Source organism: Psychrobacter sp. Ps6 (genome assembly GCF_022129235.1).
GTDB lineage: Bacteria > Pseudomonadota > Gammaproteobacteria > Pseudomonadales > Moraxellaceae > Psychrobacter.
In genome coordinates this window covers 103,039-128,925 of record NZ_JADQAI010000006.1, presented here as the reverse complement: position 1 = coordinate 128,925, position 25,887 = coordinate 103,039, and the positions used below count along the sequence as shown (strand labels likewise).

Annotated in this window: 22 protein-coding genes; 20 read left to right on the top strand and 2 right to left on the bottom strand. The window is 39.5% G+C overall.

Features of this window, described 5'->3' with window-relative positions; translation table 11 throughout:
- The first annotated feature begins 112 nt into the window (after positions 1-112).
- Together I3255_RS08835 and I3255_RS08830 are read left to right on the top strand one after the other, a co-directional pair.
- On the top strand, positions 113-781 hold the full coding sequence (locus tag I3255_RS08835; RefSeq protein WP_238038510.1) for a hypothetical protein: 669 nt from the start codon (positions 113-115) through the stop codon (positions 779-781).
- 53 nt (positions 782-834) lie between these two features.
- Positions 835-1,386 carry a hypothetical protein gene (locus I3255_RS08830; protein ID WP_238038509.1) on the top strand — a complete coding sequence of 184 codons (552 nt, stop codon included), beginning with the start codon at positions 835-837 and terminating at the stop codon, positions 1,384-1,386.
- A 139-nt stretch (positions 1,387-1,525) separates the two neighbouring features.
- On the opposite strand, the gene rluB is transcribed toward I3255_RS08830, so the two are convergent.
- Positions 1,526-2,452 carry a 23S rRNA pseudouridine(2605) synthase RluB gene (rluB, locus tag I3255_RS08825; RefSeq protein ID WP_201602464.1) on the bottom strand — a complete coding sequence of 309 codons (927 nt, stop codon included), beginning with the start codon at positions 2,450-2,452 and terminating at the stop codon, positions 1,526-1,528.
- A gap of 550 nt (positions 2,453-3,002) precedes the next feature.
- Between rluB and I3255_RS08820 the strand changes: the two genes are divergently transcribed.
- The 18 genes from I3255_RS08820 (at position 3,003) to I3255_RS08735 (ending at position 24,599) form a co-directional block, all read left to right on the top strand.
- Positions 3,003-4,112, top strand: a complete 1,110-nt coding sequence (locus tag I3255_RS08820) for a polysaccharide biosynthesis/export family protein (RefSeq protein ID WP_238038508.1) — start codon at positions 3,003-3,005, stop codon at positions 4,110-4,112.
- A gap of 12 nt (positions 4,113-4,124) precedes the next feature.
- Positions 4,125-4,556: a low molecular weight protein-tyrosine-phosphatase gene (locus tag I3255_RS08815; protein WP_201606328.1), complete on the top strand. Its 432-nt coding sequence runs from the start codon at positions 4,125-4,127 to the stop codon at positions 4,554-4,556.
- Positions 4,557-4,601: 45 nt separating this feature from the next.
- On the top strand, positions 4,602-6,842 hold the full coding sequence (locus tag I3255_RS08810) for a polysaccharide biosynthesis tyrosine autokinase (RefSeq protein WP_238038507.1): 2,241 nt from the start codon (positions 4,602-4,604) through the stop codon (positions 6,840-6,842).
- Between the two features lie 30 nt (positions 6,843-6,872).
- The gene (locus I3255_RS08805; RefSeq protein ID WP_238038506.1) at positions 6,873-8,837 is read left to right on the top strand and encodes a nucleoside-diphosphate sugar epimerase/dehydratase; all 1,965 of its coding nucleotides are present in this window, start codon (positions 6,873-6,875) and stop codon (positions 8,835-8,837) included.
- A 56-nt stretch (positions 8,838-8,893) separates the two neighbouring features.
- Entirely contained in the window at positions 8,894-10,171 is a 1,278-nt protein-coding gene (gene tviB, locus I3255_RS08800; RefSeq protein WP_238038505.1) for a Vi polysaccharide biosynthesis UDP-N-acetylglucosamine C-6 dehydrogenase TviB, read from the top strand.
- 30 nt (positions 10,172-10,201) lie between these two features.
- Positions 10,202-11,224 (top strand): NAD-dependent epimerase/dehydratase family protein, encoded by a 1,023-nt coding sequence (locus I3255_RS08795; protein WP_238038504.1) that lies wholly within the window; start codon positions 10,202-10,204, stop codon positions 11,222-11,224.
- A 1-nt stretch (position 11,225) separates the two neighbouring features.
- Entirely contained in the window at positions 11,226-12,485 is a 1,260-nt protein-coding gene (locus tag I3255_RS08790; protein ID WP_238038503.1) for a flippase, read from the top strand.
- Between the two features lie 185 nt (positions 12,486-12,670).
- Positions 12,671-13,981, top strand: a complete 1,311-nt coding sequence (locus I3255_RS08785; protein WP_238038502.1) for a hypothetical protein — start codon at positions 12,671-12,673, stop codon at positions 13,979-13,981.
- A gap of 122 nt (positions 13,982-14,103) precedes the next feature.
- Positions 14,104-15,387: a hypothetical protein gene (locus I3255_RS08780; protein ID WP_238038501.1), complete on the top strand. Its 1,284-nt coding sequence runs from the start codon at positions 14,104-14,106 to the stop codon at positions 15,385-15,387.
- Position 15,388: 1 nt separating this feature from the next.
- Positions 15,389-16,489 (top strand): glycosyltransferase, encoded by a 1,101-nt coding sequence (locus tag I3255_RS08775; RefSeq protein ID WP_238038500.1) that lies wholly within the window; start codon positions 15,389-15,391, stop codon positions 16,487-16,489.
- Entirely contained in the window at positions 16,486-17,664 is a 1,179-nt protein-coding gene (locus I3255_RS08770) for a glycosyltransferase (RefSeq protein ID WP_238038499.1), read from the top strand. Before I3255_RS08775 ends, I3255_RS08770 begins: the two co-directional genes overlap by 4 nt.
- Positions 17,661-18,806: a glycosyltransferase family 4 protein gene (locus I3255_RS08765; protein WP_238038498.1), complete on the top strand. Its 1,146-nt coding sequence runs from the start codon at positions 17,661-17,663 to the stop codon at positions 18,804-18,806. Before I3255_RS08770 ends, I3255_RS08765 begins: the two co-directional genes overlap by 4 nt.
- Positions 18,803-19,414 (top strand): sugar transferase, encoded by a 612-nt coding sequence (locus tag I3255_RS08760; protein ID WP_238038497.1) that lies wholly within the window; start codon positions 18,803-18,805, stop codon positions 19,412-19,414. Before I3255_RS08765 ends, I3255_RS08760 begins: the two co-directional genes overlap by 4 nt.
- Positions 19,407-20,057, top strand: a complete 651-nt coding sequence (locus tag I3255_RS08755) for a NeuD/PglB/VioB family sugar acetyltransferase (RefSeq protein ID WP_238038496.1) — start codon at positions 19,407-19,409, stop codon at positions 20,055-20,057. Before I3255_RS08760 ends, I3255_RS08755 begins: the two co-directional genes overlap by 8 nt.
- A 66-nt stretch (positions 20,058-20,123) precedes the next feature.
- The gene (locus tag I3255_RS08750) at positions 20,124-21,332 is read left to right on the top strand and encodes a DegT/DnrJ/EryC1/StrS aminotransferase family protein (RefSeq protein WP_238038495.1); all 1,209 of its coding nucleotides are present in this window, start codon (positions 20,124-20,126) and stop codon (positions 21,330-21,332) included.
- Positions 21,333-21,393: 61 nt separating this feature from the next.
- Positions 21,394-22,872 carry a capsule assembly Wzi family protein gene (locus tag I3255_RS08745; protein WP_238038494.1) on the top strand — a complete coding sequence of 493 codons (1,479 nt, stop codon included), beginning with the start codon at positions 21,394-21,396 and terminating at the stop codon, positions 22,870-22,872.
- Positions 22,873-23,102: 230 nt separating this feature from the next.
- On the top strand, positions 23,103-23,981 hold the full coding sequence (gene folD / locus I3255_RS08740; RefSeq protein WP_238038493.1) for a bifunctional methylenetetrahydrofolate dehydrogenase/methenyltetrahydrofolate cyclohydrolase FolD: 879 nt from the start codon (positions 23,103-23,105) through the stop codon (positions 23,979-23,981).
- Positions 23,982-24,080: 99 nt separating this feature from the next.
- Positions 24,081-24,599 (top strand): phosphate-starvation-inducible PsiE family protein, encoded by a 519-nt coding sequence (locus I3255_RS08735; RefSeq protein WP_058024361.1) that lies wholly within the window; start codon positions 24,081-24,083, stop codon positions 24,597-24,599.
- Between the two features lie 64 nt (positions 24,600-24,663).
- On the opposite strand, the gene corA is transcribed toward I3255_RS08735, so the two are convergent.
- Positions 24,664-25,878 (bottom strand): magnesium/cobalt transporter CorA, encoded by a 1,215-nt coding sequence (gene corA / locus I3255_RS08730; RefSeq protein WP_238038492.1) that lies wholly within the window; start codon positions 25,876-25,878, stop codon positions 24,664-24,666.
- Between the last annotated feature and the right edge of the window lie 9 nt (positions 25,879-25,887).

Here is a 25,887-nt window from a genome sequence, read left to right as displayed (position 1 = left end):
AAAGCAGTGCTAAGCAATAAAGTTGACGACACCAAAATCGCTTAGCTTAAAATACTGATTAAAATAATAAGAAATTTGTCAAACTATTCTGTCAAACAATAAGGACAACCCGATGACCCAAGTGACTGCTATGTTAGTGATGTTTGTACTATACGGAGTGCTGCCGGCCGCTGGGTTATATCTGGGGTATCGTGGTATTAAGAAAGTTACCGCTCCCAAAATGCTGGAATATACTGCCATGCCGCAACTGGGCTATATACCAGAAAAGAGCTTGCCAGTTGATGTTAAAACTGCACTTGAGCAAATCAATCGAAAAGGCAAAAAACTCCGCTTGATTTATGGTGATACCAATAATGACGGCAAAATAGACGATAAAGACACCATCAATGAAACTTATATCATGATTCAAAATCTGATGGATCGACATATACCACAAGCAGTGGCCGATTATCGCCGCTTGCATGACTTAGATGTGGCGGATGGCGCGCGCGCTGATACCACTAAGATCAAACATTCAGATGTCACTGGCAAACAAGCATTGTTAGAAGTGCTTAAGACGATCAACACACAGTTTGATGACTTACTCAATGCCTCATACCATCAAGATGGCCAAAAACTGCTCGCGACCAATCGCTATCTGCAAACACGCTTTGATCATCCAACTGCGGAGTCAACGATGCAGCCGTTGAGTAATCTTAGTAAGAAAACAGAGGCTATTGAGTCACCTACTTTGAGTAGCACGGATGTGAAAAATCCAGTAGCAGAAGATATCAAACGCTAAATGCCAACGATAAGTAGTCATACATAGAATTGAGTGATAAGTAGCGAGCAGTTATGAGTATATTAATAGGCATCGGTATTGTAACGACCGTCACGACTTTTTATCTAGGTAGAAAAGGCTGGCATGCCTTGCACAAAGCGGTCGGTATTACCCCAGGTGTGCTTATATATCAAGATGATCATGCGCCATTGTCACTGGCTACGTTAAGTTGGCAACAGCTTAACTTGAATAAAAAGCACTTAAAAAGCTTGTCAGATCAGCAGCTACGGCAACTACAACGTATCGATAACAAAGTGGATAGTTATCAAGCTTATCAGGCAGCATTACAAGCTCAACATAAAACGCCTGCTATAACAGAAGCACAGTTTGTATTGAACAAAATGCTGCAAACTCGGCTACCTGAAATGCTAGCCAGTCACTACCAATTAACAAATATAAATGTCACTAGTGAGAATAGTGAAAAGAGGTTAGAGGCTAGTGAGTTATTGCAAAGTGTTTTAGATAATATCGAACAGCGGTTGGATAGACTACTGGCACAAATGGACGAGGAGCAGCTAAAAGAGCTGCGAGTCATGAAGCATTATATTAATAGCCACGATAGCTGAGCCGTTATTTTTATACTGAGCAACTGTGACGCCTGTAAAAGAGACACAAAAAAGCGGTCGATGATGAATAGTCATTGACCGCTTTTTTATATTTATTCTAAATCTATCAAAAATTTAGAATAATGTTAAATAAACTGAACTAGCGCTTATCGTTGCGGTCACGAGTATTACGCGTGCCGCGGCTGGCAGGGCTAGCACTACTTTTAGGCTTCGCGCTGCTGTTGCGGTTGTCATTACGAGTGTCCGTACGACGCGCTTTAAGCGGCTTGTTTCTGATACGCTCTTGCTTTTCTTTAGCCGCGCCATGTAGGCCTGTGCCATAACGTGGACGTAAGCTCACCAAATCGGTCAACGTATTGATCTCTTTTTTATCGAGCTCTAAGAAACGACCTGTACGTAACTCTTTTGGTAAGGCAATCGTACCGTAGCGTGTACGCAATAGGCGGCTAACTTTCAGACCTTGTGACTCAAATAAACGACGTACTTCACGGTTACGACCTTCTTTGAGCTGGACGTGATACCACTTATTAACGCCTTCACCGCCGCCTTCTTTGATGTCGTCAAACTGCGCCATGCCATCTTCTAACATAACACCAGCAGTCAAGGTACGGGCGATATCAGGAGTGACTTCACCCAACACACGAACGGCATATTCACGTGTCACTTCGCTAGAAGGATGCATCAAGCGATGCGCCATCTCACCATCATTGGTAAATAATAGTAAGCCAGTTGAATTGATATCCAAGCGTCCCACCATAACCCAGCGATCATGAGTGAGCTTTGGCAAGCGCTCAAATACGGTCGGACGACCTTCTGGATCCTTGGCTGAGCAGACTTCACCTTCAGGCTTGTAATAAGCGATCACTCGGCGACGCTTCTCATTTTCGGCAGTATATTTGATCTGACGACCATCCACACGAATCTCATCGCCTGGTGTTACACGGTCACCAATCGTTGCTGGACCATTATTAACAGAGACGCGACCTGCTTTAATCACTTCTTCCATTTGGCGACGTGAACCAAGTCCCATACGGGCTAGTGCTTTCTGTAATTTTTCATCTTTCATCTGAATGTCCTTGAGTCGGTGGGTTTACATTTCTCAATGTATAATGATTAACAATTGTTTATACCAGATTATAAATTATAATAGGTAAGAATATGCATTGTTTGCTGTGAGCAGCATTATACTAGTAAAAGACTGCTTACACTGTATTTTTTGGCTTATTTCTCTGATTTATATACCTTGCAACTGTACTCAAGCCAATTTGAACAAAATCTTGCATATTTTTACTGAGAATGTTTAACATCTTTTAGATAACCGTACATATGCAGCAATATAACAGTGTAAGAATTTAGTATAAATTCAATCAATTATTAATATACGTAATATATGTAGCTGTAATTGATAAAAAAAATTTATATCTCACATCAAGTAATTAGTTTAAAAATAGCTTTTTGTATCAATCAATAAGAACGTTCGTTACAGTTAGCTAACTTATGTTATGATGCCGATTATTTTTGTGAAAGATGTAAAAAATAACGTCGATGCAAATTATCAATACAAAACTGTTTTTAGTCGTTTTATATGATTGCAGTAATAGAAGGGGCTTTTTGATATGAGACAAACAACTAAGTTGTTGAGTGCAGCATGTTTGTTAGCTAGTAGTATGCTCTATGGATGTGCTACTACAACCATCAATTCTGGGCTTCAAGCTGGTCAGTTACCACCCAGTGGATCTTTTACTGCAGAGAATGGTATAGAATTTAATGTCCAGCCCTTAAATTTAGCAACATTACCACCGAAAAAAACGATCACACCAAGTAGTGATTTAATACGTTTGATTAATACGTCTGGTCAAGTGGATTATCGTATTGCTAAAGGAGATATTTTAGGTATTACGTTGGTAGGTTATCCTGACATAGCGCCTCCTTTGACCAACAGTAGTAGTGCATCCAATCCATATGCATCTGGTTTTCCTATAGATCAGCAAGGGTTTATTCAGTTCCCACTTATTGGTCGTATAAAAGCTAGCGGTATGAGTGTGCCACAATTTACAGCGAACTTGCAAAGTCGCCTTCAGCGTTATCTCAGGTATCCAGATCCACAAGTGAAAATCATTAATTATCGTGGCAATAAGTTTTTTATCGATGGCGAAGTTAAGCAGCCCGGTGAGTTCCCTATTGCTGATGTGCCCGTTTCTCTATATGGGGCAATTTCTATGGCAGGTGGTGCAACGCCTACAGGTGATTCAAACAATGTTGTGCTGAACCGTAAAGGTACAAGCTACAATATAGGTTTACAGTCGTTACGACAGATGGGTGCTTCTGCCAACCAAATTTATTTACAAGATGGTGACTCTATCCATGTCAATAGCCAAGAACGTAATAAGGTATATGTGTTGGGAGAGTTTGGACAAGTGGAGCCAGTACCCATCTTAGAGCAAGGTATCAGCTTGGCACAAGTTTTAGGGGAGTCCAAAGGTCTCAATTCTAATACGGCTAATGCGGCCAAGATATACGTCGTTCGTGACAATCTCAATACGAGAGCAACTGATATTTATTATGTGGATATGCAAACGGTTACTAGCTTTGCGCTTGCTAATCGTTTTGAGATGTATCCTAATGATATTGTCTATGTTGACCCAACTGGTCTTACACGCTGGAATCGTGTTATTAGCGCCTTACTACCTTCCACTACTGCGTTTAGATCTCTTTCAACTCTATAGGTAACGATAATTATGGCGTTTAACAATATTTTGGTCGTTTGTGTTGGTAATATTTGCCGTAGTCCGATGGCAGAAGCGTTACTAAAAAAGCGTTATCCTAACAAAGTAATTGACTCTGCAGGCGTTGGAGCTTTAATTGGACATCCTGCAGATTCATCTGCTCTCAAAATTATGACTGAACAGCAGATAGATATTACAGACCATGTAGCCAAACAAATCGACGAAAAATTAGCAAAAAAAGCTGACCTTATTTTTACCATGTCAGATAGTCAGACTAAATGGATTGAGGAACGTTGGCCATTTTGCCGTGGTAAAACCTTTAAGCTTGGTCACTGGCAAAATAAGGATATTGCTGACCCATATAAACATGAAATGAGCGCTTTTGAGACAGCATATCAAGATATTGTTGATGGTCTCGATCAGTGGGCCGATAAAATTAGCTAAGTAATGCTTATCCGATGAACAAGCTGAAGTGGTAGACCTATAGTTATGAGTACAGATTCGAAAAATTTATCAAAACCTGTTTCGAAAGAAGATAATGATGACATTGATCTTATGGCGCTGCTGTTTGCCATTTTGCGCGGCTGGAAAATCATCGTATTTTTTGCTGTATTAGGCCTAGTAATTGGGGTTTTGTATAGTAGATATGTCAACCCTACCTTTAAGTCAGATGCACTTATTCAAATTGAAGAGAACTCCAAAGGAGTGGCAGCACTAGGGGCTGATATTTCTGAGTTAGTTGGGTCGGAAGTTAGTAAAGCCCAAGCAGAGGCAGAGCTGATAAGGTCGCGTATGATTTTAGAGCCTGTTGTCAGTTTACTGCATTTACGTATTCGCCTATCTGACCCTAATATTGGCACCTTAGATAGAATAAAAAGTGATAGTACTGCGACTCAAATAAATAAACCTGAAGGTGTGTCGCTTAAAACTAAAGATGGTGAAGTAGAAATCAGTCAGTTTAATGTATCTCAAGAGTATTTAAATCAATCATTTAGCTTGATGCGCTCAGAGACTGGGTTTGTCTTGAGCAATGGCTTTGAAGATTTCAAAGGTGAGATAGGTCAGCCCCAGCAGTTCAGAGGCACAGATGGTCAAATTCAAATCACAGTAAATAATTTACCTGCTGATGGTTATTTAATCAATCTTACTAAGCAGTCTCTCCAAATGACGACAGAGCGGTTAAATAGTGCTTTATCTGTGGTTGAAAAAGGCAAGCAGACTGGCATTATTCAGTTGTCTATGACCGGAGCCAATCAGCAACAAACCAGTTTGATCCTAAAACAAATCGTTTTATCTTATATTGATCAAAATCAGTCTCGTGGTTCTGAAGAGACCACTAAAACCATCAGCTTTATGGAAACTCAAATTCCGACCCTAAAGAAAAGGTTGGAGGATTCTGAAGCAATATTCAATGAATTCCGTAAAAAGTACGGTACTATTGATGTGGCAAAAGAAGCCGAACTACTTTTAACAGAGAGCTCGCAAATTGAGCTGCAACTCAATGAGCTAAAATTGAAAAAAGCGGATCTCACTACTTATTATACGGAAGAGCATCCATTAGTAATCCAGATCAATGATCAACTTGCAGTACTTAATGCTAGAAGACAAGAAATAGATAACACTATTGCAGGATTACCTGAGATACAAAGAGAGTTTTTACAACTATCAGCTGATACGACGATCAACAGAGAGATCTATCTCACGCTACTCAAAAACTACGAACAGTTAAAGATCGTCAAAGCTGGTCAAATTGGTTTCGCTCGTATCATTGATTTACCAATCAGTACCCACCGAGCGATCGCGCCAAAGAAACTACAAATTATCATATTGGCGATGTTATTAGGGACGATGCTTGGAACAATGCTCGTACTCCTGAAAAACATGCTTAGAAATGTGGTTAAAGACCCTGAACGTATCGAAGCAAAAACAGGCGTATCTGTGGTCGCGACGATACCCCGTTCACCTCTACTAACCAGATTACGTAAAGATAAAAAAGCGCCTAATCGTTTGCTGGCCTATGCTGATAGTAACAGCTTGAGTTATGAAGCCATCAAAAGCTTAAGAACGAGCCTGATGTTCGGTATGCCGACAGCAGAGCAAGTAGCTCAAAGAGCTAAGGTTATTTTAATTACTGGCGAGAGTCCTGGCGTTGGTAAATCATTTATTTCTGCTAACTTAACAGAAGTTTTTGCTCAGCTCGATAAAAAAGTACTGATCATGGATGCAGACATGCGCTTGGGTGAGTTGCACAAGATGTTCAGTATGAATCAAGACAATGGCTTAGCCGATTACCTTTCACAGAATGACAATACGTCACTACAAGGTAATACGGTTTCATCAGGAGAGCTTAGTCATTTTATTCATTCGACAGGGATAGATAATATCGATTTTATGCCTAGGGGTGAGCATCCACGTAATCCTGCATCACTACTGTCTAATAGTAGGCTTAATGGTTTAATGAAAGAGCTAGGCTTACGCTATGACTATATTATTATTGATACACCACCGATACTTGCAGCTTCTGATGCGATGATACTGGCGCAATATGCTGACAAAGTACTTATGGTAACTAGATATGATAACTCAATTGAGGGACAACTGGTCTATGCTGTCAATCAAATGAATAAAGCAAATATAGAAGTAGATGGAATTATTTTGAATGATGTACAGCAAGGTATTATGAGCAAATACAGCTATCATTATAGTTATGCCTATGGCAACAATAAATAATCATCAATATATCAGCTGAGTATTAAATTTATGAATATTGAGCCAAATGGTGATCTTAGGTCTCAAGAAAGTTACGACAGTCCCAGTCAGTTACAGCGCATGGTTCTGCAACTGCTGGCATTACCTCGCAGTGTCAAAAAGAGCATTCTAACTACTGCCGATTTTTTAATGGCAGTAGTATGTCTGTTTTTTGCCTTATCATTACGTTTTGGTTATATGGACGCTCATATTCCATTATTATCGTTATGTTTATACGCTCTGATTCCTATCATTAGTTTGCATCTTATAGGTTTTTATAGAGGTGTAGCGCGCGGGTTTTTTGATTCATTGATGGGACGTGTATTACAGTTGTTTTTTGTACTTATTATACTATATGAGGTTATATTGTATTTTGAAGTCTTGCCAACCATACCGCGCTCAGCACCCATTTTGTTTTTATTCATGTTCTTTATTTGGCTGTGGAACAGTAGGTTAACTATAAAGGAATTATTAACACGTTGGCAAAAGAATGCTGTAGAACATCAAAAAAATATGTCAGATCTAGATAATGTTGTCATTTATGGTGCAGGGCATGCAGGGCAAAAACTATTAGAAGGCTTGAGAAATTCACATAAGTATAATGTGGTAGCGTTTGTTGATGATGATCCGCAGTTAACAGGCGCATATGTGCTAGGTAAAAAGATTAACGCAGCCCAAGATCTTATTGAGATAGTTGATGAGCTTAATATTGCGCAAATTTTTTTGGCAGTACCCTCTATCAGTCGCGCTCGTAAACGTCAGATTATCAATAAACTGGCAGATATATCCATCAAGATAAAAGAGCTCCCCAGTTTACAAGAGATTGCTGATGAAAAAGTGACTGTCAGCCATATGCATAAGATTGATATTTTGGATGTGCTTGATAGGCAAACTGTTGAGCCTGATGAACGTCTGCTTGCTAAAAATATCACAAGAAAAAACGTGCTAGTTACGGGTGCTGGTGGTTCTATTGGTAGTGAGCTGTGCAGACAGATTATCAAAAATAAACCGCAATGTCTGGTGCTGTACGAAGTGTCTGAATTTGCACTCTATAGCATCCATCAAGAGTTGCTCGCTAAGCAGAAACGTAATCCTGAATATCAGGATATTCAGATAGTCGCTCTTATTGGCAATGTTACTAATGAGGATAAGTTATATCGTGTGTTTCAGGAATACAGTATACAGACGGTATATCACGCAGCAGCCTATAAGCACGTACCTATTGTTGAGTTTAATCCTTTTGAAGGATTGATTAATAATACCAAAGGTACCTATCACTGCGCGTGTGCCGCCATACGCGCCGAGGTTGACACATTTGTACTTATCTCTACAGATAAAGCGGTGCGGCCCACCAACGTTATGGGAGCGACTAAACGTATGGCCGAGTTGACTTGCCAGGGGCTCAGTAAAGTCAGTAATAAAACCTGTATCAGTATGGTGCGATTTGGCAACGTCCTTGGTTCATCTGGCTCAGTGGTACCTGTTTTTACCAAGCAGATTGAGCAGGGGCTTCCGATTACTGTTACCCACCCTGATGTCACGCGCTATTTTATGACGATACCAGAGGCAGCAAATTTAGTAATCCAAGCAGGTGCTATGGCCAAAGGTGGAGAAGTCTTTGTTCTCGATATGGGTAATCCTGTAAAAATTGTCGATCTGGCACGGCGCATGATTCATTTAAGTGGTTGTGAGGTCAAAGATGATAATCATCCTAACGGTGATATTGAGATAATGTTTACAGGTTTGCGTCCAGGCGAAAAGCTCTATGAAGAGCTGATCATTGGAGATGACAACATCGAAACGACTGAGCATCCTCTTATTATGCAAGCGATGGAACACAGCTTCCCATTACATGATATTGAGGAAGTCTTGACGCATACACCTGATAAAGCGAAAGAAGATGATGTTGTGTGGCTAAAATCTCAATTAACAACATTTGTGGCAGGTTATCGGCAGGATGATACACAGACAATATAACACTTGATCAGTAATATAATTTTAAACAATGAGTAATAAATTTTTGAGGAACCATCATGTTAACTGTTAATGATATTAAAATCGCAGTAATTGGTTTAGGCTACGTCGGCTTGCCGTTGGCAGTAGAGTTTGGCAAATATCGTCCTGTGATTGGCTTCGATATTAATGCAAAACGTATTGGTGAGTTGTCATCAGGTATTGACCATACGCTAGAAGTCAGTGCAGAAGAGCTGGCACAGGCCACCCAGTTGAGCTATAGCTCAGATATTAACGCTTTGAAAGAATGTAATTTCTTTATTGTGACTGTACCCACGCCTATTGATGACTACAAACAACCTGACTTAACACCGCTTATAAAAGCATCGGAAGCAATCGGCAGTGTTCTAGAAAAAGGTGATATCGTCGTTTATGAATCAACCGTTTATCCTGGCGCGACTGAAGAAGTTTGTATTCCTGTATTAGAGCAGGTATCAGGGCTTACTTTCAATAAAGATTTTTATGCGGGTTATAGCCCAGAACGTATTAACCCAGGTGATAAAGAGCACCGTGTCACCAATATCTTGAAGGTAACTGCGGGCTCCACGCCAGAGGTCGCTGACTTAGTAGACGAAGTGTACAACCTTGTTATTACTGCAGGTACGCATAAAGCAGCATCCATTAAGGTTGCTGAGGCAGCAAAGGTCATTGAAAATACGCAGCGCGATGTCAATATCGCTCTCATTAACGAGCTTGCAGTCATCTTCAATAAGATGGGTATCGATACGCAAGCCGTGTTAGAAGCGGCAGGTACCAAATGGAACTTCTTACCATTCCGTCCAGGTCTGGTCGGTGGGCACTGTATCGGCGTTGACCCTTACTATCTAACCCATAAAGCACAAGCGATTGGCTATAACCCTGAGATTATCTTGGCAGGACGCCGCCTTAATGATGGTATGGGTGAATATGTCACTACACAGCTGATCAAAACCATGATCAAAAAGCGTATTCAAGTAGAAGGCGCTAAAGTACTAATCCTAGGACTGAGTTTTAAAGAAAATTGCCCAGATGTACGTAATACCAAAATTATTGATATTGTGCATGAACTGCAAGAATATAACATTGATGTTGATGTCTATGATCCATGGGTTGATGCCAGCGAAGCTGAGCATGAATATAATATTTCACCAATCACTGAGCCAAGTGTTGGTCAATACGATGGTATTATCCTAGCGGTAGCACATCAAGAGTTTGCAGCTATGGGCGTCTCTGCCATTCGAAATTTAGGTCGTGACAATCATGTATTGTATGACTTGAAGTATCTGTTTACCAAAGATGAAACTGATATTCGTCTATAAATCATCCATACATTAAGATTGGAAAGCATTATGTCAAAGTATGAACAAGTCAAAGAAGAACTGTTAACAGATAAAAAAACATGGCTGATTACAGGTGTCGCAGGGTTCATTGGCTCAAATTTGCTCGAGACCTTACTAAAACTTAATCAGAGCGTTGTAGGGTTGGATAATTTTGCCACAGGGTTTCAGCACAACTTGGATGAAGTACAGTCACAAGTGAGTGATAAGCAGTGGCAAAACTTTCGTTTTATCGAAGGTGATATCCGTAGCTTTGAAGACTGCCAAACAGCCTGCGCTGGTGTAGACTATGTGTTACATCAGGCAGCACTAGGTTCTGTACCACGCTCTATCAAAGATCCAATCACTACCAATAGTGCAAATATTACAGGCTTTTTAAACATATTGACTGCTGCTCGTGATGCTGAAGTGTCTAGCTTCACCTATGCCGCTAGCAGCTCTACCTATGGGGATCATCCAGCACTACCTAAGGTCGAAGATAACATTGGCAAACCGCTTTCACCTTACGCGGTAACAAAGTATGTCAACGAACTATATGCAGAAGTATTTGCACGTACTTATGGCTTTAAGACCATCGGCCTGCGTTATTTCAATATCTTTGGTAAGCGTCAAACGCCAGATGGTGCGTATGCGGCAGTCATTCCTAAATGGACTGCGGCGATGATTACAGGCAATGAAGTCTTTATCAACGGCGATGGCGAGACCAGTCGTGACTTTAACTTTATTGAAAATGCGGTACAGGCTAATATCTTGGCTGCAACTGCCACTGATGACGCCAAAAACGAAGTCTATAACGTCGCTGTCGGTGGGCGTACGACATTGAATACGCTGTTTACCGCACTACAAGACAATTTGGCAGTTAGTGGGGTTGGTTACGATGAATCTCCTGTGTACAGAGACTTTAGAGTAGGGGATGTGCGTCACAGTCAGGCAGACATTGGTAAAATCCAGAATGCTTTAGGCTATGCACCGCAGTTTGACATCATTCAGGGTATTGAGAAAGCAATGCCTTGGTACGTTAAGTCACTAAAATAATATGATTAGTAAATTAAAATCTACTTTAGAACGCCTCAAAAAAAGTAAAGATGGTAAAACAGTAGCTAGTAATTTTGGATATTTAATGCTATTGCAAATCGCTAGCTATATTTTTCCCTTACTTACTATCCCTTATCTTGCTAGGGTCATTGGCGTAGAAGGCTTTGGTAAAATAGCTTTTGCAGCGGCAGTTATCGTTTGGTTTAAAACTATATCTGACTGGGGTTTTAATTATACAGCTACTAGGGATGTAGCATTAAGCAAAGAAAATCTGAATAAAGTTTCTGAGATATTTAGTAATGTGCTATGGGCAAGAATAGTATTGATGTTTATATCACTATTAATCCTAATGATCGCAATAGCTTTTATTCCATATTTTAGAGAAAATAAAAATATTCTTCTCGTAAGCTTTTTATTGATACCAGGAAATATAATTTTTCCTGAATGGTTTTTTCAAGCTATGGAAAGAATGAAATTCATCACCATTCTTAGTCTTTCTAGCAAATTAGTTTTCACTTTATTAGTTTTTGTTTTTATAAAGGAAAAGTCGGATTTTATTCTACAACCATTATTTATAAGCCTAGGGTTTATAGTAAGTGGTTTAATCGCTATGTACATAATCTTAGCAAAATGGAAGATAAAAATTCATAGACCAAAATTAATAGAAATATTTAAAACGATCAAAGGCAGCACTGATGTATTCATAAACAATATAATGCCAAACTTATACAATAGTTTTTCTGTAGTACTGCTTGGGTTTTATGGTGGTAGTGTTGCCAATGGGTTGTTAGATGCTGGTAGCAAGTTTATAAATATAAGTCAGCAATTTCTCTTAATTGTATCAAGAGTATTTTTCCCGCTACTATCTAGAAAAATAGATTCGCACAATTTATACGCTAAAATTAATATTTATCTATCTATATTTGCATGTATAAGTTTATTGATATTAGCGCCATTCATAATAAGATTCTTCTATACAGAAGAGTTTGTAAGCGCTGTCATAATCCTTAGAATTATGTCTATATCTATCATTTTTTCGGCGCTAATTAGTACTTTTGGTACAAATTTTATGATTGTAAAGGGATATGAGAAAAAACTAAGAAATATAACTGTTGTTTGTTCCTTCATTGGATTTGTATCCGCTTTTCCATTAGTGATACTGTATGGCTATATAGGTGCAGCTATTACGATAACATTAACACGAGCCATTTTAGGTTTGAGTATTCTGTATGAAGCTAAACAAATCGAAAAACAGAGATAGTTGATATGCCAATAGCCATACACATAGAGAAAACACCTTTTCTTAACATTGATTGCGTATTATAAATCGAAAAATCTGGTTAAAAAATATAGGTTTTTCTAAAAAGTATGCTGATAAAGTAATAAAAATAATCAGAGGTTATTGATTATTTTGGGTCTAATAATTTTTTGATAGAAGGTTCTAAAATGAAACAATCACTAACTATGATTTATAGAAGACTGAGATCTAAAAAAGCTATAGAGATATTAAAGCTATTAAAGAGCCGTGATATCAATAATTATAGTTCGAACTTGATATATCAAAAAAACAAGTTACTCGTTGTTTTAGATATGGCATTCTCAAATATTTCTTTTTATAAGTCTATGCAAGGGCATTGTGATCTTAAAAATCTGACCTATTCAGAGTTTTGTAAAATACCCGTTTTAACCAAAGACATGGTTAGAGATAATCCTGATGCTCTGATCAACCAGTCATATAAAAAAATTGATGAAGTGAATAAGGCAACATCTGGTGGCTCTACTGGTGAGCCATTGACGTTCTTTAGAACTAATACTCAAAATATTCACGGGCAAGCTGCTTACTATTATGCATTAGAGTTGAATAAAGTTGATATATTTGGAAAGTCTATTGACTTGTGGGGGGCTGAAAGAGACATGCACAGTACCCACACTAGTTTTAACTTCAAAAATTTCTTAAACAATAGGCTGACACTTAATACATTTGTGATGAGCGATGAAATAATCAGTCGTTACATTGAGCAAATTAATTCAACGAAACCTATCTTTATTAAAGCCTATGTACACTCTGTTTACGATATGGCTAAATATATTAATAAAAATAATATAAAAATTAAATGTAAGCCTGTAATTCATTGTACTACAGGGCCGTTATACCCTGAGATGAGAGATGAAATAAGTAAGGCTTTTAATAATGCGCATGTCTACAACTTTTATGGTTCAAGAGAGGTATCCGCAATTGCATCTGAAGCTCATGAAAATGAAGGAATGTTTGTTTTTTATGACAATTTATTTTTAGAAATATTAGATGATGATAATCAGCCTGTTAAAAAGGGTGAAGAAGGTGAAATTGTTATTACAACTTTAAATAATTTTTATATGCCACTAATTCGTTATAAGATCGGAGATAGAGCGGTAAAAGGTGATGATCTAGAGTTTGGTACTTTAAAAATGGATAAAGTTACAGGTAGAACTTTAGGTGTCATTCATAAGGCTGATGGTACTAAAATTGATGGACAATTCTTTACAACGCTATTTTTCGCTAAACCTAGTATTAAATCATTTCAATTAATACAAAAAGATATCAACTTATTAGAGTTAAATATCGTTAAAAATGAGCCTTTTAATTCAGATGAGTTAGAAGCAGTATTAAATAGAATTATGACAGAACTCCCTGACATACGTATTAAAGTTAACTTTTGTGAACGTATAGACCTAACACAAACAGGAAAGATAATGTACGTATATTCAGAGTTATGATTTTATAGGTTATTGGAATGATAATTTAGAATGAATTGAAAATAACTTTAATCCACAAGATTGAATGATTCAAAACCTTATAGAATCATTACAACTTTCTATTTCTATTGGTATAATAGGCTATGCTCTTAATAAGTTATTTCTTACTATATATAATTTGTCTGTTTTCCATAACTTTATTAGTCAAAGGTTTTCTAAGAGGAGCAATAAACGCCTACTATTTTATTATTCCAGTACTAATTATATTCTATATCTTACCAGAAGTATTAGATTTTTTAGTAGGAACTAAGTTTATTGGACCAAGTTCCACTTATGTAATGCGTGAGGCTCTTCTTGATGAGAAAACTACTATTTTTTATAATATTTATATATCAATAATATTGGTGTTGTTTTCTTATCTAATGGTTAAAAGTTCATCTATCGGTACAGAAAATTTGAAGAACCAAATATATCGTTTTTCTATATTATTTAAAAAATATAAATACTTGTATTGGGCTTTGATTTTTATTCCAATTATACTTGTTTTTTATACTGGTAGCCTAGATTTTTATATGGATTATACGGATCGAAATAGATATGAAGGTCCTGCAGTTCAAGGTGTCATAAGTAAACTAGTGCTTGCTTCAACCTTATTAAGTACGTTAGCCAATCTCTACTATATTAAGTCTATAAATAATAATAATTCGTTTAAATATCTTATTCCTATATTTTTTATTAGTATACTTTTATTAATTAATTTTTACTTGCATGGTAAGCGAAGTATCGTAGTAGTATTTTTTATGGTACAGATCGCAATACTATTTATCTCTAAAGCTGTTAGTCGAAGAAAACTTTCACTGATTGCAGTAATATTTTTATTGCTCACAGCTGTTTTTATGAAATTATATGGAAAGAATATAGAATCTGGCTCTAGCCTTCTAGAGGTAATAACAAATCTAAGAGTAGATTTTAGCCGTGATTATGGAGTTAAATTTGTAATATATCACGAGTTATTTAATAATAATTCTGTTTTACCATTTAAAGGAGCTTCGTATCTATTTTTATTAACTTTTTTTATTCCAAGATCGATTTATCCTGAAAAGCCATATCCTTATGCGGTCTACTTTACAAACTCAGCATTTGGTAACTTTGGTAATGATTATTTATATGGTTGGGGGCTCACTACCTCTTTTTTATCAGAAAGTATTTCGAATCTAGGATGGTTTGGGTTATTTGCTTTTCCAGTTTTTTACATTTTATTAATAAGGTATATCTCAAATATAAATTCGATTTTCACTCACTTATTAACTTATTTAGTATTGGTATTATTACTATTAATTCAGCCTATAGCTTTTATGGTTCTGATATTGTTGCTTATTTTATTTCTTTTAAAACGGAATAAGAAAGTAGTATGGAAAAGGATATGATATGACTCAAAATGATAAAATTGTATTTTTTGTAAACAGCTTAGATAGCGGCGGTATTGAAAACTATTTACTTCGTTTTTTAAAGGAAAATCATAGTAATTTCAAAAATATTTATGTTTATTGCAAAAGTGGAAAAGGTGGTCAGTTAGAAAATGCATATAGTGAAATAATTAATTTAGTTATAATAAAAAAGGAAATAGGTTTCTTTAATTATAGAAATACTATGTCTTTAAATTCATTTTTTGTAGATAATGAAATATCTTCTGTTTGTGATTTCACAGGAAATTTTTCTGGTTTAGTTTTATTAGTAGCTCATAAGGCTGGTATTCATAAAAGAGTAGCTTTTTATAGAAGCTCTACTAATCGTTTTAAGTCAGACATATTCAGAAACTCATATGACAGACTAGTAAAAATGATGGTGAAAAAATACGCTACAGATATTCTTTCAAATTCTAAAGCTGGATTAGATTACTTTTTTTCGAAATATTGGGAAAACGATAGTAGATTTGAAATTATAAAGAACGGTATAAATGCTGAACTCTTCTTAAAAGAGTCAGGAAATCTAAGACAAGAGTTTAGTATCCCTGATACGGCTTTTGTCGTAGGACATACAGGACGTTACAATCCAGCGAAGAATCACAAGACTATTTTATCTGTAGCTGAAATATTAGTAAAAAACTATGACGATATATACTTTATTTTATGCGGTAACGGAGTCAAGAATAACCTCCAAGATATCTTGAAAACTAAAAAACTAGATAGTAGGATTTTAGTTTTTGAGAATCGAAGCGATATTTCAAAATTCTTAAATACTATGGATTGTTACTTTTTTCCTTCAATTACAGAAGGACAGCCAAATGCATTGATTGAAGCAATGATGATAGGATTACCTTATGTTGCTTCTAATATTGAATCTATAAAAGAAACAGTTCTCGATCTAAAAAACTTGTACAATCCAAAAGATATAGATTCTTTTGTTAAAGCGTTAGAACTTAATTATAAAAATCGACCACAAAAAAATGTACTTTATCAACAGCAAGTTATTGAAAAGTTTGATGCGGATAAGTGTTTTAATGCTTTTTATGAAAGGTTGTTCATATGAATATTACTTTTGTTCATGATCATAAGTTTAAGAAAATTAAGGATAAATATTTTTCTGAAGGAAAAATTACAGACGAGGTTTTTTCTCGCTATATTTCACTTTCTGAAAAACTAGTAGTAGTTAGTCGAATGGAAGAGATAGCTAACAATAGTAATCTATCTAAGATAGAGTTAGATAACATTACTTTTAATTCTGTTAAAGGGTTGCAATTCCCAAATATTTTTTCAGTTTTTTTAATTGAAAATAGTAGATGTATTATCCGAGATATATCGAATTCTGACTTTATTATTGTACGGTTACCAAGTTTTCTAGGGGTTTATGCTTTAATTTTAAATGCTTTTATAAAAAAGAAGTATTTTATTGAGCTTGTTGGTGATCCTCAAGAAGCACTCACAACATCTAAAGAAAATATAAATTTTTTTTTTAAGGTATTCGTTTATGCTTTTTCAGGGTTAAATAAATTTTTTATAAAAAGATCTGATGGTGTCATTTATGTAACTCGGTTGGCTCTTCAAAAAAAATATCCAACTGATGGTATTTCAAGCTATGCTTCAAATGTTGAGGTATCAATACAAGAAAGATTTATTGATATTAAAGACTATGAAGTCAATGAAAGAAATTTCAAGATCGGATTAATTGGCTCTTTTAATAATCATTATAAAGGCATAGCCGAAGCGATTAAAGCTATTGGCTTCCTAAGAAATAGTATGGAAAATGTTGAACTACATATATTAGGATCTGGTTCTTTAGAAAGTCATTACAAATCTGTAGCGAAAGCACTAGGTGTAAATGACTTGGTTTTCTTTGATGGTATCCTCAAAGGTGGAGATGAAGTTGCTAAATGGTTGAGTTCATTAGACTTGTATATTCAGCCAAGCTATACCGAAGGTCTACCTCGTGCTTTAATCGAAGCGATGAGTGTCGGCTTACCCGCAATAGCAACTGATGTAGGTGGTATTCCTGAGCTACTATCTAAAGATGCTTTGATAAAACCATACGACTCAATAGCTCTAGCGAAAAAAATAGATTTTTTTATAAACTCTCAACAACTTAGATTCGAGCAAGGTGAGTTGAATTATAAGAAATCCAAAGAATACGACCAAAGCGTTTTAAAACAACGTCGTTCAAAGTTTTGGAAGTCAGCTAGAGATATAGTTAAAAGGAGTTTGGTTTGAGTAAATTCCTAATAATAGCCAGTTACCCTGCTTCTATCTTAAAGTTCCGTGGTGCTCTAATTAAAGCTATACAGGATAAAGGCTTTGAAATTCATATAGCGGCACCTGAATTTAATAATTATCTAGAAGAGCGCGAACAGCTAGTAGTATTGGGATATGTCGTCCATGACATTGCTATGCAACGTACGGGTACCAATCCCAAAAAAGATTTAAAAACCATTATTGAGCTGTATCGCTTGATGACGAAAGTTAAGCCTGATTATGTGCTTGGCTATACCATCAAACCGGTTATTTATGGTTCGCTCGCTGCTAAGCTTGCCCGTTTGCCGCATATTTTTGCGCTGATCACAGGGCTTGGCTATGCCTTTAGTGGGGCAGATGAGGTAGGGTACAAAAAGTCCAATCTACAAAAAGTGATGCATCAGTTATATGCCGCAGCATTGATGACAGCCGATAAAGTCTTTTTCCAAAATCCTGATGATCAAGCGCTATTTAAAAAAATGGGTATTTTAAAGCCATCAACACCTAGCACGGTGGTCAATGGCTCAGGCGTCAATGTATCAGAATATAGCGTTGCGCCATTGCCGACAGAAAACGACGTGCCTGTACCGCGATTTTTGCTCATTGCGCGTTTGCTTGGCGCAAAAGGGGTACGTGAGTATGCTCAGGCCGCAGCCATTATCAAATCGCGTCATCCGCAAATACAGTTTGACTTGGTAGGCTGGGTCGATGACAATCCTGATGCGATTGCGCAGCGTGAGCTGGATGCTTGGATTGACGATGGAGTAGTCAGTTTTTTAGGCAAGCTTACAGATGTCAAGCCTGCCATCGCAGACAGCTCCGTCTATGTGTTGCCCTCTTATCGTGAGGGGACGCCGCGTACTGTGCTAGAGGCAATGGCCATGGGTCGCGCGGTCATCACAACCAATGCGCCAGGTTGCCGCGAGACAGTCATTGATGGGCATAATGGCTATCTGGTACCCGTCAAGGATGCGGACGCCTTGGCTGAAGCTATGCAAAAATTCATCGATGAGCCTGAGTTAATTGTTAAGATGGGTCGTACTGCTCGCCAAGTGGCTATGGATAAATTTGATGTCAATGCGGTTAACCAGATGATGTTAATGGAGATGGGAATACAATGATAAAACGACTGTTTGATATTGCAGCAGCGTCCAGCGCACTTGTGGTCTTAGCCCCTGTCTATGCGGTGACCGCTTATAAAGTAAAAAAGAATCTAGGCTCGCCTGTCTTATTTCGTCAAGTACGTCCAGGTTTGGATGGTAAGCCGTTTGAGATGCTCAAGTTTCGCTCGATGAAAGATGCTATTGATGCTGATGGCAATGTGTTGCCTGATAGCGAGCGCTTGACCGATTTTGGTAAGCGTTTGCGTGATAGTAGTCTGGATGAGCTGCCTGAGCTGTGGAATGTGATCAAAGGCGATATGAGCTTGGTAGGGCCGCGTCCATTATTGATGGAATATCTGCCGCTATACAATGATGAGCAAAAGCGCCGCCATCACGTGCGTCCTGGTATTACAGGCTATGCGCAAGTTAATGGGCGTAATGCAATTGGCTGGGATGAAAAGTTCGCGCTCGATGCGTGGTATGTGGACAATCAATCATTGTGGCTAGACATTAAAATTTTGGTAAAAACGGTTAAAAAAGTGGTTATCAAAGATGGTATCAGCGCTGAGGGTGAAGCAACGATGCCAAAGTTTACTGGCAGTATAGCCGAGCCAAGTCATGCGTAAGGTATATGCGGTTTATGGCGCATCAGGCTGTGGTCGTAGCTTGATGCCTGTTGCCAAAATGACGGTGATGCGGGAAGAGCGCACAGCAGATTTGGTATTTATTGACGACGGCTTAGAGCAGCCTGCTACGGTCAACGGCTATCCAGCGATGAACTATCAAGATTTCGTCGCACTCAGCGCTGACAAGTCAGTACTGATAGCCATTGCCAATAGCCAAGTACGCGCGCGCATCACAGCCAAACTTGCTGCCGATGATATCGCGCTCTGGTCAGTACAAGCAGACAGCACCATCATTATGGATGACGTGAGCATAGCAGCAGGTGCAGCGCTTAGTCCGTTTGTAACTATTGGTGCAAATGTGCGTATTGGCAAATGCTTTCATGCCAACTTATACAGTTATGTCGAGCATGACTGTATCATCGGCGACTATGTGACCTTTGCCCCGCGTGTCAGTTGTAACGGCAACATTCATATCCATGACCATGCCTATATCGGTGCAGGTGCCGTGATCAAACAAGGCACTCCTGACAAACCTTTAGTCATAGGGAAGGGCGCTATCGTAGGTATGGGTGCAGTTGTGACCAAAAGCGTGCCCGCAGGTGCTGTCGTGATAGGCAACCCCGCCAGACCGTTGGCGCGCTAAGATGCGCTCAGTTTTTTCTTAACCTATCGCCCTTATAGTTCCAACGTCTTATTTATTGAGGATATTATGCTAAATTCATTTTTTTCACCGTGGCCCAGCTTTACTCAAGAAGAGGCGGACAAGGTTAGTGCTGTTTTGTTGTCTAATAAAGTCAACTACTGGACAGGACAAGAAGGGCGCGAGTTTGAAAAAGAATTTGCATCGTGGGCAGACAGCCAGTATGCGGTAGCCGTTGCTAATGGCACCCTAGCATTGGATGTGGCATTAAAAGCGCTGGATATCGGTGCAGGTGATGAGGTGATTGTCACGCCGCGCACCTTTATTGCCAGTATCTCTTGTGTGGTCAATGCAGGTGCGACGCCTGTATTTGCGGATGTGGATGCCGAGACTGGCAATATCTCGCCTGAGACCATCAAAGCCGTATTGACCGATAAGACCAAAGCCGTCATTTGCGTACATTTGGCTGGCTGGCCGTGCAATATGGATGGCATCATGGCATTGGCAGACGCGCATGATTTATACGTCATCGAAGACTGCGCGCAGGCACATGGCGCAACCTACAAAGGACGCAGTGTCGGCAGTATCGGTCACGTAGGCGCATGGAGCTTTTGCCAAGACAAAATCATGACCACAGGCGGTGAAGGTGGTATGGTCACTACCAATGATGAAAGCTTGTGGCGCAAAATGTGGGCGTACAAAGACCATGGCAAAAGCTACGCCGCTGTCTATGAAACCGAGCACCCACCTGGCTACCGCTGGCTGCATGAAAGTTTTGGTACCAACTGGCGTATGCCTGAGATGCAATCGGCAATCGGACGTATTCAGCTGGCGCGCATGAGCGATTGGACACAAAAACGCACGCAAAACGCGCAGGCAATTTTGGATGCGTGTACACGCTGGGCAGAAAAAGGCTATCTGTCTGTACCCCGCCTAGAAGAAAGCGCCGACTTTGCTGATGCCAAGCACGCTTACTACAAACTTTATGTTTATGTAAAACCTGAAAATCTGCCTGAAGGCTGGACACGAGATGCTATTATTGCAGCGATTAATGAGCAAGGCGTGCCGTGCTTTTCAGGCTCGGCGTCTGAAGTGTATTTAGAAAAAGCCTTTGATGATACAGGTCTGCGTCCAGAAATCAGGCTGCCAATAGCCAAACAATTGGGTGAAACCAGTTTGATGTTTTTGGTGCATCCAACCTTGACAGAGGCAGAAATTACGCAAACGGTTCAGGCTTTAGACAAAGTTCTTGTCCGTATCGATACGGATGCTAAATAAATAATGATTCATTAAAACTTATCTATTCTGGATAAGTACACTTTATAAAGAGTAGATAATTATGTCTAAACAAAGAAAGTACAAGCAGCTGAGTGTGTTAGTAGGGCTGGGTATGGTATCCATGCTGGCCTCAGCACAGAATTTGTATATGAATGATATGAAGCTCAAATCAGAGCTAGAATGGTTAAACGCGCAAGGCGTCACTCACATTAGTACCAGTACATGGCCTCTAACTGCTAATGAAATTACAAAAGCAATCACCACGGCTCAAGTGAGCACTGACGCACAGCAAAAAGTACTACAGTCAGTCCGTGCAACACTTGCTCAAAAACCCAACTCCTTGGTGAAGGCTGAAGTAGACGCTTATGTACAGACAGATCGTCAGCAGTTACCGCAAACTTTTGCTGATGACCATTTAGCAGGGCAAGAGGTTTCAGCAGCACTCAGTTTGAGTGAAGAAAATTGGGAGATGAAACTTCAAGCCAATCTAAAAAACGACAGTTTGCTCGAAGACAGTAACGATTTGAGTTTTGAAGGTTCATATATTGCTGGCTCTGCTGCCAATCAATGGTTGATTGCCGGTCAGATCCCGACATGGTGGGGCCCTGGTACTGACGGCAGTTTGATTCGTGGCGATGCCAGTCGTCCTGTTGCAGGTATCACCATGCAACGTGATAAGCAAAATGCACCAACCTCGCCTTATCTTTCATGGGTTGGTCCTTGGCAGTATCAGTTATTTGCAGGTCAACTTGAAGATTATGATGCCGTAGCAGATGCTAAGCTATTTGGTGCTCGTCTGACGGCCAGTCCTTTACCATGGTTAGAAGTTGGTGCGTCTCGAACCTTTATGTGGGGCGGGGAAGGTCGTCCAGAGAGTTTTAGCTCCTTTGGTGATGCTGTTTTAGGCACTAAAGATAATGGTGACAATGGTGCGACGATTGGTGAAGACCCTGCTAACCAATTAGGTGGTTTTGATGCTAAGGTGCAGCTTGCCCCACTGATCAATATTCCTGCGAGTATCTACGGTCAATATATTGGTGAAGATGAAGCAGGGGGTCTACCTGCTAAAAATATGTATTTGGCGGGTGCAGACTACGCTTCGGAAGCTTATGGAAAACCATATCAATTGTATACAGAGTATGCAGACACACGTACTAGTGGTGAAGTCCGAGGCATATCATATGATCATGGTACATATACCGATGGGTACTACCAGCAAGGCTACCCACTTGGGCATTCTTTGGGCGGCGATGCAGAGAGCATATCAGTAGGTGGCAAGTTATGGCTAGATAGTCGAAACTTTATCAATACAAAACTGCAATATGCTAAGGTCAATCAATCAGGAGAGTTAGACAATCGCACTGGAAAGTCTGATAATCAAGCCTTCCCAATAACGGATAAATTAACAGCTATTGATGTATCATGGGCGCATCAGTTGAATCCAAAAACTTTAGTGACATCTCGTGTATGGGGTGTCGATTCAGACAATGCTTCAAGCGATATTGGTGCAGGCGTTGGGCTAGAGTTTCAGACTTATTAAGTTCAAGCCTATAGCCGCTAATAAATAACGCGAATGCATGAGAATGAAATGGTCTGCTAGATGATAGTAGCCCATTTTTTTATTGTATCCCAATACACGCTAGGATTTTGCAGCGTACACAGGTACAATATTATTATCAGTCAAAGGTTGACGAAGCAAAAGACAGGCATGCAAAGTACTTGCACGCGCTGTCTTTATTTTTTTATATCGTACCCTCTATTGGAGTTACTATGTCTATTGCCCACGAGTCCGCCACCGTTTTGGACGGCAAAGCACTTGCCAAACAAATAGAACAGGATCTACGCACGCGCGTGGATGCGATCAAGGATAAGACGGGGCGCACCCCAAGCTTAGCGACGATATTGGTTGGTGACGACCCAGCCTCTGCCACTTATGTCCGTATGAAAGGCAACGCCTGTCGCCGTGTTGGTATGGACTCTATACGTGTTGAAATGCCCAGTGCCACGACCACTGAGCAGCTCATGGCAAAGATTGATGAGCTAAACAGCAATCCAGACGTACACGGTATTTTGTTACAGCATCCAGTCCCTGAGCATATTGATGAGCGCGCTTGCTTTGAGCAAATCGACTTAGCAAAAGACGTCGATGGCGTGACTTGCCTTGGTTTTGGTCGTATGGCGATGCAGCAGTCCGCTTATGGCTCATGCACACCGCAAGGCATCATGCATTTACTAGAGCACTATAATATCGAGCTTTCGGGTTTGGAGGCTGTGGTCGTAGGGCGTAGTGCTATTTTGGGTAAGCCAATGGCGATGATGCTACTCAATGCGAACTGTACGGTGACTATCTGTCATTCAAGAACGCAAGACTTAGAGTCTCATATTAAGCGTGCTGATATCGTTGTTGGTGCTGTAGGTGTGCCTGAGCTGATCAAAGTAGAATGGATCAAAAAAGGCGCAGTAGTAATTGATGCGGGTTTCCATCCAACGGATAACGGCGGTGTTGGTGACATTGAAATGCAAGGCATGGAAAACATTGCTAGCGCGTATACGCCAGTGCCAGGCGGCGTTGGCCCGATGACCATCAACACGCTTATTCGCCAGACAGTCGATGCGGCTGAAAAATCAGCAGGTTTGGGGATTAACTAAAAAGATAGTCATGTGAGTGCTGATCGCCGATAGATAAAAGGCTTGAGGCAAAGTAGCCTCAGGCCAAATTAACCACCTCTTAGTTGATAGGACCTAAAAATGGCTAAAAAAGACGTAGGTATTCATGAGCGACTACAAGGTATTGGTAGAGAGTTTGTCGATGTCTGTCATTACGTTATCTTATTTTTAATCAGCGTGGTGGTGGTCTGGACGGCAGGTAAAGAGTTTATTTATATTGTCCAAAAAGGCTCAGCGGATTTAAAAGATATTTTGATGCTATTCATTTATCTTGAGCTGCTGGCTATGATAGGGATTTACTTTAAAACCCATCGTTTGCCCGTACAGTTTTTGATATTTATTGCCATAACGGCTTTATCACGACATTTAGTTGTCGATGTGCAGGCAGTGTCAGATTATTTTCATTTATGGTTGCTGGCCACCATTTCTGTGGCAATCATGCTATTGAGTGGGGCTATTGTCATACTAACCTGGACGGCAAAAACATTTGGTCGCCCAGAAGACAATCTTGATAGACAGTATGCAAATTTAACGGTCAAGGCTATGCTGCCTGATAATGCGCAAGCACCAGATAGCCATACCAAGCACCGCCGCGAATAATGATTGACGATCAGCATAAAAAAGGGCTACCAGTGGTAGCCCTTTTTTATGCATGAATGAGTTATCACAACCATTTGAGTCGCTTAAAGTTGTAATACAAGAAGCTACAAAGAGCGATGATGATTATCATAATAACGAAGTACGCATACTTCCAATGGAGCTCGGGCATAAAGTCAAAGTTCATACCATAGATACCAGCGATGGCGGTTGGTACGGCAAGGATACCTGCCCAAGCTGCAAGTTTACGTACGACTTCGTTCTGTCCCATATTGACCATTGCCATATAAGTGTTCATGACCACACTTAGCATCTCATTAAGACCATTAATGGCATCCAATGAGTGCAGGAGATGGTCATTCACATCGCGAAAATATGGCTTGGCTGCTTGAGAAAACCCTGAGACTATCTCGCTTTTTTTATGATTGATAAAAAAGCTACAGATGTCTTGCACGGGTAGGATAATGGCGCGCATATGTACCAGCTGTGATTTGAGCTGATATAGGTTTTTTAATGTGCCTTTATCAAATTCATAGGTGAAGACATAGCGCTCTTGCTCACGCAAATATCGTCCCAATCGATCGGTGATCGGCATATAGTTATCAACGATAAAATCGAGTATGGCATGGAGTACAAATATGGGACCCATGCGTAGCTTTTCTGGGCGACGATGACAGTGCTCACGTACTGGCGCATAGGAGTTTGACGGACCATTACGAATCGTAATCAGGTAGTTTTTGCCCATAAATATCGCAGTCGTACCATAACGAATGACATTGTCTTCGAGTTTGGCCGTACGTAGCACCACAAAGACCATATCGTTGTCGTAGTTCTCTACCTTGGCTCGCTGGTGGTCAGCAAAGGCATCTTCAATCGCCAATTCGTGTAGATCAAAGGCGTCTTTTACCTTGACCATGGTTTCTAGGCTGGGGTCGTAAAGACCAAGCCAGATAAACTGACCATTATTACTCAACGCACGGCTCACATCAGTAAGGGCAATTTTGTCTAGATTTTCGCCTGTTTTTCGCGAATACGCATAGCAATTAACCACTTCATCCTTACTTGATGAATCAATGTCTTCATAGCGCTCAGAGTCAGGATCATAGACCGTCATGGTCTCGATGGTATCCTGAGTTGTGGCTTCAGCATCGCCGTAGATATAGCTGTCATCGTCATTTAGATAGAGATGCCTGTCATTCATATTGGCATAAATGTGGCTCATATTAGAGTCAGGTGCAATGTGAGCCGTTTTTTTGATTAATTGGTTATTGTCGTTTTTCACACACCCTCC